This is a genomic window from Massilia phyllosphaerae, from assembly GCF_034659755.1.
GTDB lineage: Bacteria > Pseudomonadota > Gammaproteobacteria > Burkholderiales > Burkholderiaceae_D > Telluria > Telluria phyllosphaerae.
In genome coordinates this window covers 590,338-603,942 of the sequence record NZ_JAXSQX010000003.1, presented here as the reverse complement: position 1 = coordinate 603,942, position 13,605 = coordinate 590,338, and the positions used below count along the sequence as shown (strand labels likewise).

Genomic DNA, 13,605 nt, shown 5'->3' with positions numbered 1-13,605 from the left:
CAATAAAGAAATCTTGGCGACTCCGAAACCCGGCGCGTCCGCTGCCGTCATGGCGATGCGGTCCGGCTGTGCGCGCTGCAGCGTTTCGCGGTCCCTGTTGTCTTATCCGGACGCGGCTGCCCTGCAGGGTTCGCGATGCGGACGATGGACGTATATCGTACTGGCCGCAAAAGATATCAATCAGACATCGCGGTCTCTTATTTCTGATGGATTCTACACCCGTACCAATGCGTTTCAAATGCTTCAACAACAAAAATGTAGGAATTTTGGTTGACTAATGTAGTAGGCTATTTTTGCTTTTTCAGATCCTGTCATTTCATTACGTCCAACAAACAAACTTCAGCGAACTCCCATGAAAATAGCGATTCTCGACGATTACCAGGATGCAGTCCGCAAGCTCGACTGTTTCAAATTACTGGACGGGCATGAGGTCAAGGTGTTCCAGCACAGCGTGCGCGGACTCGGCCAGATGGCGATCCGGCTGGCGCCCTTCGATGCCCTGGTCCTGATCCGCGAGCGCACCGCCCTGTCGCACGCGCTGCTGGCAAAACTGCCGAACCTGAAACTGATCTCGCAGACCGGCAAGGTGTCCGGCCACGTCGACGTGGCGGCGGCAAGCGAGCGCGGCATCGCGATTGCCGAAGGCGTCGGTTCGCCGGTGGCGCCGGCCGAGCTGACCTGGACGCTGATCATGGCGGCGTCGCGCCGTATCGTCCCGTACGCAAACAACCTGAAGGATGGCTTGTGGCAGACGGCGTCGATCAACCCCGACCTGAACGGGCTGGGACGCGTGCTGCGTGGACGTACCCTGGCGATCTGGGGTTACGGCAAGATCGGACGTCTGCTGGCCGGGTACGGCAAGGTGTTCGGCATGCGGGTCATGGTGTGGGGCAGCGACAAGAGCCGGGCGGCGGCCGAGGCCGATGGTTTTATCGCGGCACCGTCGCGCGAAGCGTTCTTCGAGGATGCCGACGTGCTCAGCCTGCACCTGCGCCTGGCCGATGCCACGCGCGGCATCGTGACAGCAGCGGACCTGGCGCGCATGAAGCCGGATGCGCTGTTCGTGAATACGAGCCGGGCCGAACTGGTGGCCGAAGGCGCGCTGGAAACGGCGCTGCAGCAGGGGCGGCCGGGGCAGGCGGCGCTGGATGTGTTCACCAGCGAACCCCTACCGGCCGAAGCTGAACTGTTGAAGATGCCGGTGGTGCTGGCAACGCCGCACTTGGGCTATGTCGAGAAGGACAGCTACGAGATGTATTTCCGGGCGGCGTTCGAGAACGTGGTGAATTTCGCCAACGGAAACCCGACCAATATCCTGAATCCCGAAGCATTGACGCAGTAATGCATACGCCGGTTGAACGCGTGGACAGCGGAGCTGTCCACCCTACTGGTGACGCTAACGTTACGGGTAGGGTGGACGGATTTCCCGTCCACGCGTTCAAGCGGTCGATGATTCGCCAGCAGCTTAGCCCAGCTCCGGCTCGCCCGTGAAATTCGGCTTGCGCATCGGCATTTCGTGGCGGCGGGTCCACAGGCCGGCCCAGCCCGGTGGCCAGGAAATGGCCGGCCCGGCATATGCCGGCAAGCCGGCGCGCACCGGCACCACGGGTACCGGCGGCATCTCGATCAGGCCGCCGTCTTTCGATGGCGCCATGTCGAAGCTGTACATGTAACCCGGCAACAAAGCATCGCATACGCCGGCGAACCAGGCGGTGTGGTCTTCGTCGCGGCCGAGCGCGCGCGCCAGGCCTTCGGGGTCGAACTTGGCCAGCGCGTGAATCAGTTCCTCGGTGGTGGCGCCGGGGGCGTCGCCCCAGCCCATCACCGGATTGCCGTTGTAGTCGGCGCCCGAACCGTACCAGCCTTCGCGCCAGGGGCGCTGCATCCAGTCGCGCTGGCCTGTAAACAGGTGCCAGCGCCAGTGCAGGCCGGACGCCTTCGGCCAGGAATGCAGGTACAGCCTTTCATAGCCGGCCATGTGCAGGTCGCGCACCATCGCCATCAGGCGCGCGTGCGGCATGCGGTCCGGCGGCGAGCGGCGGAAGCGGATCGCTTCGCCATCGGCGTGCTGTACGTCGTCGGTCGACAAGTTGAGGTCGAGCGGACGCGATTCATTGCCGAAACGTGCAGAAATCCAGCCGGTCAGCAGGTTGACGTGGGTGATGACGCCATAGCCGCGATGGCGGTGAAAAATGACGGTTCCGGGGGCGACGGGTTTCATGTGGGGCGATCAGTATGCTCATCCAATCCTGCCGATTTTAGCGCAGACCCATGGGGGTACACTACCGTTTGCGGCTATCATTACCCACCTTTTTTCACTGCCTTTCCAAACCATCATGACTTTGCGGATCATCGCCACCGGCGGCACTTTCGACAAACATTACAACGAGCTCAACGGTGTTCTCGGCTTTGCCGAGAGCCATTTGCCGGACGTTATCAAACGCACGCGCATGACCATCCCGGTCGAGCTCGAAGTCGTTTCCCTGCTGGACTCGCTCGAGATGCAGGATGCCGACCGCCAGCGCGTGCTGGGCGCCTGCCAGGCAGCGCCGGAAAGGGCGATCGTCATCGTGCACGGCACCGACACCATGCGCGAAACCGCCGAGGTGCTGGGTGCGGCCGTGAACGACAAGACCATCGTGTTCACCGGCGCCATGATTCCCTACGAAATCGCCAATTCGGATGCGCTGTTCAACTTCGGCTTCGCCTGCGGCGTGGCCCAGGTCCTGCCGCCCGGCGTGTATGTGGCAATGAACGGCAAGATTTTTAGTTGGGACAATGTGACCAAGAACCGCGCAGCCGGTGTCTTCCAGTCAGCCTGACCGGGTCGGCCTGACCGGGCGCCCGATCGTCAAATCTGGCACTTGACAATGCACCTTTCCTAAAGGCTCCAGAACGCTGCGCATTTTCGTCCCTTTTTATAATTGCTTTCCCATGAAAGCAGGAGGAACAAGCGATGAATGAGCAGCGTCCCACGTTAACCACCCGCCAAGGCCACCCCGTCCGCGACAACCAGTCGCTGCGTTCAGTGGGTGAACGCGGCCCGGCGACCCTCGAGAACTACCAGTTCATCGAAAAGATCACGCATTTCGACCGCGAACGTATCCCCGAGCGCGTCGTGCATGCACGCGGCACCGGTGCCCACGGCTTCTTCGAAGCCTATGGCACCATCGGCGACGAACCCGCCACCAAATATACCCGCGCCAAGGTCCTGACCGAAACCGGCGTACAGACCCCTGTCTTCCTGCGCTTTTCGACCGTGATCGGCGCCAAGGAATCCCCGGAAACGGCGCGCGATCCGCGCGGTTTCGCCATCAAGCTGAAAACCGTCGAGGGCAACTGGGACCTGGTCGGCAACAACCTGAAGGTGTTCTTCATCCGCGACGCGATCAAGTTCCCGGACATGATCCACGCCTTCAAGCCGGACCCGGTCACCAACCAGCAGGAACCGTGGCGCTTCTACGACTTCATTGCGAATCATCCGGAATCGCTGCACATGGTTACCTGGGTCAAGAGCCCATGGGGTATCCCGGCCAACTACCGCGAGATGGAAGGTTCCGGCGTCAACACTTATAAGCTGGTGAACGACCAGGGCATCGCCCACCTGGTCAAATTCCACTGGCAGCCCAAGCAGGGCGTGCGCAACCTGACCTCGCAGCAGGCCGCCGAGATCCAGGCCCACGACACCAGCCACGCCACGCGCGACCTGTACGATGCGATCGAGCGCGGCGACTATCCGGAATGGGAACTGTGCGTGCAGCTGATGAGCGACGGCGAGCACCCGGAACTCGATTTCGACCCGCTGGACGACACCAAGCGCTGGCCGGAAGACCAGTTCCCGCTGCTGAAGGTGGGCCGCATGGTGCTGAACAAGAACCCGGACAATGTCTTCGCTGAAACCGAGCAATCGGCCTTCGGTACCGGCGTGCTGGTCGACGGCATCGACTTCTCGGACGACAAGATGCTGCAGGGGCGTACCCTGTCCTACTCTGATACCCAGCGCTACCGCGTCGGCCCCAACTACCTGCAGCTGCCGATCAATGCGCCGCAAGAAAAGGCGCGCGCCCGCACCAACCAGCGCGATGGCCAGATGGCGTATGCGATCGACGATGGCGGCGAGAACAAGCACCTGAACTACGAACCGAGCCTGATCGGCGGCCTGCAGGAAGCGCCGCAGCCCGAGAAGGATTATCACCAGTACGTGCAGGGCCACCTGGGCCGCTACCAGACCACCAGCACCGCCGCCGACTACAAGCAGGCCGGCGACCGCTACCGCAGCTTCGAGGACTGGGAGCGCGACGACCTGGTCGCCAACGTCGGCGGCGACCTCAAGAAATGCCCGGAAGTAATCCAGCTGCGCATGGTCTGGCACCTGTGGCATTGCGACGAGGATTATGGCCGCCGCGTGGCCGAGATCGCCGGCATCGACCTGGAAAAGGCGAAAGCACTGCCCCCGCTGCCGGGCAAGCCGGCACCGCACGCGAATCGCCAGGGTGCGACCTATACCAGCGGACAGTCGGAAAACGGCGACACCGGCGGCGTGAAGGAGCCTTCGACCACCGAGGAAGTGGCTGCGGCCAAGTAATCGTTCGCGTCTGAAAATGCAAACGGCCCGGATGCGAATCCGGGCCGTTTTTCATATAGCAAGCGCTACGTAGGGTGGACGGCTCTGCCGTCCACGCGTTCTACTGGCTTTCGATTGGCCGAAACCTCTGTTCATACAGGATTTGAACGCGTGGACGGGAAACCCGTCCACCCTACCTGGTCTACCTTAAGCTTTTGCTTCCCCACCCAGCGCTTCCACCAGGTCCGCCAGCATCTTGGCCAGCTCGCCGGTCATCAGCATGATGTCGTTATCGAAACGCTCGTCGTCGCTGTAGGTGATGGTTTCGCCTTCCTTGATCACGTCCAGCGGCTTGATGCTCTTGATCGCCAGCTGTTCGGTCAGCACGAAGGAGATGCGGCTGTTCCAGGTCATGGCCAGGCGGGTGCACTGCTTGCCGCCGGCGATGTGGCGGCGGATGTCTTCCGGATCCAGCGAGTGCTTCACGTAACGCACGGTGGCCTTGCTCTCGCCGGTGGCGCGCAATTCCGTATCCTGGTCGATCGTGAAGTTGTACGGCGCCTCGTCCGATTCCAGCCAGCCGGTCATGACCGCCACCGGCGAACTTTGCACACGCACCGATTCCAGCGGCATCTTGTCGACTGCTTTCAGCAGCAGCTTGATGATGTCGTCGGCCTTGTTCGGGCTGGCCGCGTCGACCACCAGCCAGCCGTTGACCGGGTCGATCCAGGCCCAGGTATTGCCGCGGATCGAAAATGCGCGCGGCAACAGCTCATCCGCCACGCGTTCCTTCAGTTCTTTCATCGCCTTCTTGCCCGGCGGGAAGCCCTGCTGCTCTTCCAGCTCGGCGGCCTTGGCCTTGGCGACCTGGTTGATGACCGAGCTCGGCAGCAGTTTCTTTTCGGTGCCCAGCATCATCAGCATCTGCTTGTTCACCACGTGCACCAGCTTGCCGTTGCCGCGCGGCGAATCCCAGCCCTGCTGCAGCAGTTCGTTGCTGTTGGCCGGCACGAAGGCTTGCGACGCCAGCGCTTCTTCCAGCTGTTCAGGGGTATAGGCCCAGGGAGCGGGCAGGCGGTAAATCTGAAGATTCTTGAACCACATAAAGTTGCTTTCGGTTATCTCTAAAATCCAGGGGAACGACATTCTACACGCTGCCGCGTGGCTCATTTCACGTGACAGGGCAGGCTTTTTTAATGTGTTGCAGGTTCGTCAAACAGCTTGAGCTGTTCGACGACCTCGGTGTCGCTGAGGCGTACGCCGACGCCCAGCAGGCGCACCGGACGGCTGGCGCGCAGCCAGCCGGTTTCCAGCAGCCGTGCAAAGATCTCCAGGTTCGGCGCATAGCCGACGCACTCGACCGTCGTCTGCTGGAAGTCGGAAAATTTAATTTTCACGAACAGTTTATTGATGAAACGTTCGGCGCCGTTGCGCTTGATGCGGCCCTGCAAATGCTCCATCAATTCCGGCAGCAACGCCACGCAGGCGGCCAGGTCGGGCACGTCCGGCGTATAGGTTTCCTCGGTGCTGATCGACTTCCGCTCGCGCACCGGATTCACGTCGCGGTGGTCGATCCCGCGGCTCAGCTCGTACAACCGGGTCCCGAAGGAACCGAAGTGCTCCTGCAGCTTCGCGATCGGCCATTGGCGCAGGTCGCCGCAGGTGTCCAGGCCCAGGCGGTTCATCTTGGCGGCGGTGACCTTGCCGACGCCGTGCAGCTTTTTCACCGGCAGCACCGCGACGAAGGCATCGACTTCGTCGGGCCGCACCAGGAACAGGCCGTCCGGCTTGTTCCAGTCGCTGGCGATCTTGGCCACGAACTTGTTCGGCGCCACGCCGGCCGAGGCCGTGATGCCGACGGTCTCGAAAATGCGGCGCCGGATCTCCTGCGCTATCAGGGTGGCGCTGCCCTTGCAGTGGGGCGATGCCGTCACGTCGAGATAGGCTTCGTCCAGCGACAGCGGCTCCACGAGTTCGGTGTAGTCCTGGTAGATCTCCATGATCTGGCGCGAGGCGATCCGATACTTTTCCATATTCGGCGGGATCACCAGCAGGTCCGGGCACAGCTTGATGGCCTGGGCCGTCGCCATCGCCGAATGAATGCCGTAGCGGCGCGCTTCGTAATTGCAGGTGGCGATCACGCCGCGCTGGTCATGGCGCCCGCCCACCGCCAGCGGCCGGCCGCGCAGCGACGGGTCGTCCCGCATCTCGACGGACGCGTAGAAACAATCGCAATCGCAGTGGATGATCTTGCGGACGGGAGCGTTCATACTGTAATTGCATACAGTATCACTGAATTGATACGCAGATGCAAGATGTGCGTTCTGCCGATGTCAGCGTGGGCTCGGGGAGCCCACCCTACGGCTTCCACGGCATCGTAGGGTGGGCACGCCGTGCCCACGCGGCGTCATGCATGGACGTTACGCCACAATTCAACGGGTCGAGCTGGAATAGCTGCACGCCTTGACCACGTTCGGCAGCGGATCGCCGAAGGTCGCATTCGAGCAAGCCGCCGAGCCGGTGAACACGCGCGACACGAAGCTGTTGTTGGCGCCGTAGCGCACTTCGCGCGTACCGCTGAACGAACAGGTGCCGCCCTCGTTCGCGCACGCGGTCCAGGTCACCGGTGCCGGCGCTTCCACGGTCGCGCTCGAATAGCTGCACGACTTGACCACGTTCGGGATCGGGTCGCCGAACACGGCATTGGTGCACGCGGTCGAGCCGGTGACGACCTTCGTCACGAAGCTGTTGTTGGCGCCGTAGCGCACTTCGCGTGTACCGCTGAACGAGCAGGTGCCGCCTTCGGGCGCGCAGCTGGTCCAGGTCACGGCCGGGGCCGGCGAGGAGGTGCCTGCCAGCGCCGCGTTGACGGCGGCCTGGGCATCGACGATGCCGGCGCCGCAGCCGTTGCAGGCGGCCGGGAAGGCGCGCGCCGTGGATTTCAGCGTCGCCTCGACCTGGTCCGGGGTCAGGTTCGGATTCGCCGCCAGCATCAGCGCGGCCACGCCGGCCACGTGCGGGGTGGCCATCGAGGTGCCCATGTAGTAGGCGTAGCTGTCGGCGGCCGGTGTCGAGGTACCGCTGTTGAGCGTCGACAGGATGCCGGCGCCGTTGTCGCCGCCCGGCGCCGCCACGTCGACCACGCTGCCGTAGTTCGAGTACGAGGCCTTGCCGCCGCTGCGGCCGACCGCCGCCACCGCGATCACGCCGGCGCAGTTGGCCGGGCTCGAGTTGGCGGCGTCGACGTTCGAATTTCCTGCGGCGACCACCACCACGGCGCCGCGCGAACGGGCGCCGTTGATGGCATTCTGGGTGGTCGTGTCGCAGCTGCCGCTGCCGCCCAGCGACAGGTTCAGCACGCGTGCCTTGTTGGCGTTGGCCGGCACGCCGTTGACGCTGCCGCCCGAGACCCAGACGATGGCGTCGGCGATGTCGGAGGTATAGCCGCCGCAGCGGCCCAGCACGCGCGCCGGGACGATCTTCGCGTTGTAGGCGATGCCGGCGATGCCCACGCCGTTGTTGGCGCGCGCGGCGATGGTGCCGGCCACGTGGGTGCCGTGCCAGCTCGAGGCCTGGTCCTGGCCCGGGACGCCCGCCGCGCAGCTGCCGGCCGGGGTCCAGTCGCCCGGGTCGCTGGCGTCGCTGTCGCGGCCGTTGCCGTCGTTGGCGATGCTGGTGCTGGCGATGAAGTCGTAGCCTTGCAGGATCTGGCCGGACAGGTCGGCGTGCGGACGGTAGCCGGTGTCGATCACGGCGACGTTGATGCCGCTGCCGGTCGAGCGGTCCCAGGCGCCGGTCACGTTGATGCCGCCGGTGGCTTCGTACAGGTCCCATTGCTGGCTGTAGCTGGGATCGTTCGGGACCGCCATCGCGGTCATGATGCGGTCCGGCTCGGCGTAGTCGACGCTGGCGTCGCGCGCCTTGAGTTCCGCCGCCAGCTGCCTGGCCTCGGCCAGCGACATGGTGCGGCTGAGCTGCAGCACGTTGGCGCCGGTCGCGGTCGCGCGCAGCGCGCGCAGGGTCATGCCGAACTGCTGGCCGGCACGGTCGATCACGGCCTGGCGTGCGGCCGACAGCGCATTCGCCGGCACGGCGGCCGGCGCCTTCAGGCGCGAGGTGTCGACGGCGTCCTTGTAGCGGACGATCAGGCGGTCGGTCTGGGTGATGTAACGGGTCGGGTTCGCCGCGTCCTGCTGGCCTGCGCTGGCGGCCAGCGGGCCGCTGACGGCGAGCGCCGCCATGCAAAACTTCAACACGGTGGCGATCTTGCTGTGCTGTGTCATTCTGCTTCCTCTCGGGGTTACTCTTGATGAGCCGAACCCGCAAGCCTAGCCGAGAATGCTAGCGTTGAGTCTGCTTTAGTGACGTTCGCAACGGGAAAATTTTTGTCAAGTTATTGATTACTAACGAAAAAGTGATCATATAAACAAAAAAAGGCGCTCCGGGGAGCACCTTCTAATCAAAGCAACAACAAGCGTCGCGACTTTACCAGGACAGCTTCAGGGTGTACTTGCCGCTGGTCGAGCCGGTACCGCCGCTGTAGTACACCACGCGCACGTAGCGTGCCGCGGTCGTGCTGCCGGTGTTGGCCGAGCTGGCGCTGTCTACCGCGCCGGCGCCGTTTTCGCTCAGTGCCAGCTGGGTGCCCGCATTGTTGTAGATGTACAGGTCGTAGTCCGAGCTCGCGTTCGGGGTCAGCACGGCGCTCAGGGTCTTGCCGGCCGGGACCTGCACCACGAAGTAGTCGGTGTCCGAGGTGCTGGCCATGGTGCCATTGACGGTGGTGCCGGTGGTGGTCACGCTGTTGGCGGTGCTGAGCGTGTTGTTCGACTCGGCTTCCGAGACCGTCGGACCGGTGCTGGTGCTGCTGCCGGTGGCGGCGTCGACCGCGGCCGAGGCATTCACGATGCCGGCGCCGCAGCCGCTGCACGAGGCCGGGAAGGCGCGCGCGCTCGACTTCAGGCGGGCTTCGACCTCGTCCGGCGTCAGCGCCGCGTTTTTCGCCAGCATCAGCGCCACCACGCCGGCCACGTGCGGGGTCGCCATCGAGGTGCCCATGTAGCCGGCATAGCTGTCGGCGCCCGGCGCCTTGGTGCCGGCGTTCAGGGTCGACAGGATGGCTGCGCCGCTGTCGCCGCCCGGCGCTGCCACGTCGACGATGGTGCCGTAGTTCGAGTAGGACGCGCGGCCGCCGGAGCGGTTGGTCGCCGCCACCGTGATCACGCCCGAGCAGTTGGCCGGGCTGCTGTTGCTGGCGTTCTGCGCCTCGTTGCCGGCCGCGACCACGACCACGGTGCCGCGCGAACGGGCGCCGTTGATGGCGTTCTGGGTGGTGGTGTCGCAGGCGCCGCCGCCGCCCAGCGACATGTTGATCACCTGCGCACGCGCCGCGATGTTCGGCACGCCGGACACGGTGCCGCCCGAGGCCCAGATGATGCCGTCGGCGATGTCGGAGGTGTAGCCGCCGCACTTGCCGAGCACGCGCACCGGCACGATCTTGGCGCCGAAGGCGACGCCGGCCACGCCGCTGCCGTTGTTGGTGAGCGCGGCGATGGTGCCGGCCACGTGGGTGCCGTGCCAGCTCGAGTTCGAGGCCGGCTCGCCGGCGCCGCATTCGCCGGCGGCGGTCCAGTCGCCCGGATCGCTGGCGTCGCTGTCGCGGCCGCCGCCGTCGTTGGCGATGGTGGCGTCGGAAATGAAGTCATAGCCGGCCAGGATCTGGCCCGACAGGTCGGCGTGCGGACGATAGCCGGTGTCGATCACGGCGACGCGGATGCCCGATCCGGTCGACTTGTCCCAGGCCGCCGGCAGGTTCATGCCGCCGGTGGCTTCGTACAGGTCCCACTGCTGGGTGTACATCGAATCGTTCGGCGTCAGCAGCGGTTTCATGATGCGGTCCGGCTCGGCGTATTCGACGTTCGGATCGCGCGCGGCCACCTCGGCGGCCAGCTTGGCGGCGTCGGCCAGCGTGGTCTTGCGGTCGAGCTTGATCACGCGGGCGCCGGTGCCGATGCGGTGCGATTCCTTCATCAGGAAGCCGAACTGCTGGCCGGCGCGGTCGAGCACGGCCTTGCGTGCGCTCGACAGTGGCGCAACGGACAGCGCGGAGGCGGCAGATGCCTTGCCGGCCTTGACCGCCACCGGTGCGGCTTCGTCCTTGTACTTGACGATGATGCGATCGGTCTGCTCCACGATTGCCATGCCGCGCGCGGCGGGCGTGGCGGCGTCGTTCACGGACACGCCCGCGCAGGCGGCCCCGGCACCCAGGCCGAGGACGGCTGCGGCGCACAATTTCAACACTGCGGGATACATCGATTGCTGAGACTTCATGTTTCTTCCTTAGGTAAGAAAAACACAAAAGCTTTAGGTTTCCGCAAGCACCTTAATGCTTGAGATCTGATTGTCCCGGTGCGGCATCGATACACCGGGCGTCCGTCTTGACAGCGGACAAACCAGACTACTCCTGCTCAGCAATGTGTGGATGAATTTCACAATTGTATTCAATGCATATACAACACAAAAACCCAGTATTTGCGTAAAAACCTAGATTCTTCGGCGCCGGATCAACTAAACAGAATGAAATATTGCCTAAACAACGCCAAAAAATCACACAATCGTCAGTACTTCCAGATCACGAAATGTCACAATCGTATTGAGTCATAGCAAATAGGCCACACTATTCTGTGACAAATAAAAAAGGCCGCGATTGCTCGCGGCCTTTTTCGTCACACAGCTGACGGGATCAGAAGTTGCCCTTGAACTGCACACCGTAGGTGCGCGGCTCGTTGGTGAAACCGGTCAGGTTGTTGAAGTCGATGGCGCCGGTGATGCGGCGCTGGTCGAGGATGTTGCGGCCGAAGGCGGCGATTTCATACTTGCCGCCGGCCCAGTTGTAGCCCACGCGCAGGCCGCCTTCGGTCAGCGGCTTGCCGGTGTACTCGACTGCTTCGTACAGGAAGAAATTGATCTTCGTACGGTAGGACCAGTCTGTGAAGACGAAGAACTCGCCGTCGCCCATCGGGATGCTGTAGCGCGCGGTGGCGTTGAAGATCCACTTCGGTGCCTGCGGCAGCGGGTTGCCGTTGATCGACACCAGGCCGTTGGCGCCGACCGGATCGGTGACGGTGCCGGTCGTGGAACGGGTCACGTACAGGTTCGGGTCTTCGATCTTGGTGAAGTTGTAGCTGGCGCTGCCGGTCAGGCGCAGCGACGGGCTGACGATGCCTTCGACGTCGAACTCGGCGCCCTGGCCCTTGGTCTTGTTGGCGTTGATCAGCTTGGTGATGTTCGAGTTGCCACCCACCACGGTCAGCTGCTGGTTCTTGACTTCGTAGTCATAGATCGAGAAGTTGGCGCGGGCGCGGCGCTCGAACAGGTCGGCCTTGATGCCGGCTTCGTACGAGGTGATGGTTTCGGCATCGGCCACGGTGACCGGCACGGTCGCCGACGCGGCGGCGATACTCGGGGCGCGGAAGCCGGTCGCCACGCGGGCGTAGGCGTTCACGTCGCGGTTGAGTTTATAGGTACCCGACAGGTCCCAGCTGACCTTGCTCTTGCTCTCGCTGACGCCGGCCGGTCCGATCAGGGTGACGTTGGTATGCTCGAGGGTAGTGAAATCCTTCTTGTCGTCGGTGTAGCGGATACCGCCGCGCACGGTGAGGTCGTCGCTGACCGTGTAGTTCACGGAACCGAAGGCGGCCCAGGCCTTGTTCTTCTGGTTCGAGACCACGCGCGAGGTCTGCTGCTGGGCGTTGTTGAAGTTGTCGCTGCCGCCGGTCGCATCCTCATCGAAGTAGTACAGGCCGGCCTGCCAGTTCAGCGGACCCGCGTTCTTCGATTCGACACGGAACTCCTGCGAATACTGCTTCAGGTCGGTCATGCGGCTGGCGGTCTGCACCTGGAAAGGCACGCCCGTCTGGCCCGGGACGCCGCCGTCGATGTCGCCGCGGCTGTTGTAGTGGTTGACGGTCTCGTAGCCGGTGATCGAGTACAGCTTGACCGCGCCCAGGTCCCACGACAGGCGCATGTTGGCGCCTTGCGTCTTCAGGTCCTGGCCGTTGAGGGCGTTGCTGACCAGGCTGTCGAGGTCGGTACCCGGCGCGAAGCCGTTGGTGCCGCGCCCGATCAGGTTGGCGCGGAACAGGCGCGCGCTGCCGGTGGTGGTGCGCTGGTGCACGTTGAACAGCGCGTTGAAGGTCGAATCCGGGCTGTACAGGAACTGCACGCGCTCGGCGTGTTCGTTGTAGCCGTCCAGCTCGCCGGTCTTGTTGGTTTTCGCCACGTCGCTGTAGTTGTCGACGTAGTCGTCACGGTGCTGGCGCAGGGTCGAGACGCGCATCGCCCACTTGTCCGACAGCGGCACGTTGACGGCGCCGTCGACGTTGGCGGTCCCGTGGGTGCCGTACGACAGGTTGTAGTAGCCCTCGACCTTCTTCAGGTTCGGCTTTTCGGATTCGATCTTGACCACGCCGGCCGGGGTGTTACGGCCGAACAGGGTGCCCTGCGGGCCGCGCAGCACTTCGACGCCGGCGACGTCGAAGATCGGGAAGCCTTTCAGGATCGGGTTTTCCTGCACGATGTCGTCGACGATCAGCGACACCGGCTGCGAGGCGAACAACGAGAAGTCGGTGTTGCCGTAGCCACGGATATAGAAACGCGGGAAGGTGCGGCCGTTGGAAGACTCGATGTTCAGGCTCGGCACTTTACCGGCCAGCAGACGGATGTCGTCGCCGCCCGATACCAGCACGTCCAGCCGTTCGCCCTTGATGGCGGAGACCGATACCGGCACTTCCTTGATGTTTTCGGTACGGCGCTGGGCGGTCACGGTGACCGTCTGCAGCTCGTTGGCCTGGGCTGCCTGGGCCAGGGCGGAGCCAGCCGGCAGGACGGACAGTGCGAGCAACGCACCATGCGCGGCAACGACGCGCTTGTGCATCTTGGACATCTTGATCATTGAGTTTTCCTAAGGGAAGGGTGAAAGAATTCCGCGTGTCTCCGCTATTTCCTTCGGCCGCCTTAAGTCGGCCTGCGCCGGCAACGCA

9 protein-coding genes are annotated in these 13,605 nt (G+C 63.7%); 3 read left to right on the top strand and 6 right to left on the bottom strand.

Features of this window, described 5'->3' with window-relative positions; all coding sequences use genetic code 11:
• Positions 1-352: 352 nt before the first annotated feature.
• Positions 353-1,342, top strand: a complete 990-nt coding sequence (locus U1H99_RS15310) for a D-2-hydroxyacid dehydrogenase family protein (protein WP_323142576.1) — start codon at positions 353-355, stop codon at positions 1,340-1,342.
• Positions 1,343-1,465: 123 nt separating this feature from the next.
• Here the strand turns inward: U1H99_RS15310 and U1H99_RS15305 are convergent, their stop codons facing one another.
• Positions 1,466-2,221 carry an L-asparaginase gene (locus tag U1H99_RS15305; RefSeq protein ID WP_323142575.1) on the bottom strand — a complete coding sequence of 252 codons (756 nt, stop codon included), beginning with the start codon at positions 2,219-2,221 and terminating at the stop codon, positions 1,466-1,468.
• 115 nt (positions 2,222-2,336) lie between these two features.
• Between U1H99_RS15305 and U1H99_RS15300 the strand changes: the two genes are divergently transcribed.
• Together U1H99_RS15300 and U1H99_RS15295 are read left to right on the top strand one after the other, a co-directional pair.
• The gene (locus U1H99_RS15300; RefSeq protein WP_323142574.1) at positions 2,337-2,822 is read left to right on the top strand and encodes an asparaginase domain-containing protein; all 486 of its coding nucleotides are present in this window, start codon (positions 2,337-2,339) and stop codon (positions 2,820-2,822) included.
• A gap of 134 nt (positions 2,823-2,956) precedes the next feature.
• Positions 2,957-4,585 (top strand): catalase, encoded by a 1,629-nt coding sequence (locus U1H99_RS15295; protein ID WP_323142573.1) that lies wholly within the window; start codon positions 2,957-2,959, stop codon positions 4,583-4,585.
• 186 nt (positions 4,586-4,771) lie between these two features.
• On the opposite strand, the gene U1H99_RS15290 is transcribed toward U1H99_RS15295, so the two are convergent.
• The 5 genes from U1H99_RS15290 to U1H99_RS15270 all read right to left on the bottom strand — a co-directional run bounded on the left by U1H99_RS15290 (position 4,772) and on the right by U1H99_RS15270 (position 13,517).
• Positions 4,772-5,668, bottom strand: coding sequence for a recombination-associated protein RdgC (locus U1H99_RS15290; RefSeq protein WP_141836857.1), 897 nt, complete (start codon positions 5,666-5,668; stop codon positions 4,772-4,774).
• Positions 5,669-5,757: 89 nt separating this feature from the next.
• Positions 5,758-6,834, bottom strand: a complete 1,077-nt coding sequence (gene dinB, locus U1H99_RS15285; protein ID WP_323142572.1) for a DNA polymerase IV — start codon at positions 6,832-6,834, stop codon at positions 5,758-5,760.
• A gap of 162 nt (positions 6,835-6,996) precedes the next feature.
• Complete coding sequence (locus tag U1H99_RS15280) at positions 6,997-8,847, bottom strand: S8 family peptidase (RefSeq protein WP_323142571.1); 1,851 nt, start codon at positions 8,845-8,847, stop codon at positions 6,997-6,999.
• A 202-nt stretch (positions 8,848-9,049) separates the two neighbouring features.
• The gene (locus U1H99_RS15275) at positions 9,050-10,894 is read right to left on the bottom strand and encodes a S8 family peptidase (RefSeq protein ID WP_323142570.1); all 1,845 of its coding nucleotides are present in this window, start codon (positions 10,892-10,894) and stop codon (positions 9,050-9,052) included.
• A 412-nt stretch (positions 10,895-11,306) separates the two neighbouring features.
• On the bottom strand, positions 11,307-13,517 hold the full coding sequence (locus U1H99_RS15270) for a TonB-dependent receptor (protein WP_323142569.1): 2,211 nt from the start codon (positions 13,515-13,517) through the stop codon (positions 11,307-11,309).
• Between the last annotated feature and the right edge of the window lie 88 nt (positions 13,518-13,605).

Coding starts and splice junctions, on each gene's coding strand:
- U1H99_RS15270 (WP_323142569.1), bottom strand. CDS start 13,517: ATGATCAAGATGTCCAAGATGCACAAGCGCGTCGTTGCCGCGCATGGT.
- U1H99_RS15295 (WP_323142573.1), top strand. CDS start 2,957: ATGAATGAGCAGCGTCCCACGTTAACCACCCGCCAAGGCCACCCCGTC.
- U1H99_RS15280 (WP_323142571.1), bottom strand. CDS start 8,847: ATGACACAGCACAGCAAGATCGCCACCGTGTTGAAGTTTTGCATGGCG.
- U1H99_RS15275 (WP_323142570.1), bottom strand. CDS start 10,894: ATGAAGTCTCAGCAATCGATGTATCCCGCAGTGTTGAAATTGTGCGCC.
- U1H99_RS15290 (WP_141836857.1), bottom strand. CDS start 5,668: ATGTGGTTCAAGAATCTTCAGATTTACCGCCTGCCCGCTCCCTGGGCC.
- U1H99_RS15300 (WP_323142574.1), top strand. CDS start 2,337: ATGACTTTGCGGATCATCGCCACCGGCGGCACTTTCGACAAACATTAC.
- U1H99_RS15310 (WP_323142576.1), top strand. CDS start 353: ATGAAAATAGCGATTCTCGACGATTACCAGGATGCAGTCCGCAAGCTC.
- dinB (WP_323142572.1), bottom strand. CDS start 6,834: ATGAACGCTCCCGTCCGCAAGATCATCCACTGCGATTGCGATTGTTTC.
- U1H99_RS15305 (WP_323142575.1), bottom strand. CDS start 2,221: ATGAAACCCGTCGCCCCCGGAACCGTCATTTTTCACCGCCATCGCGGC.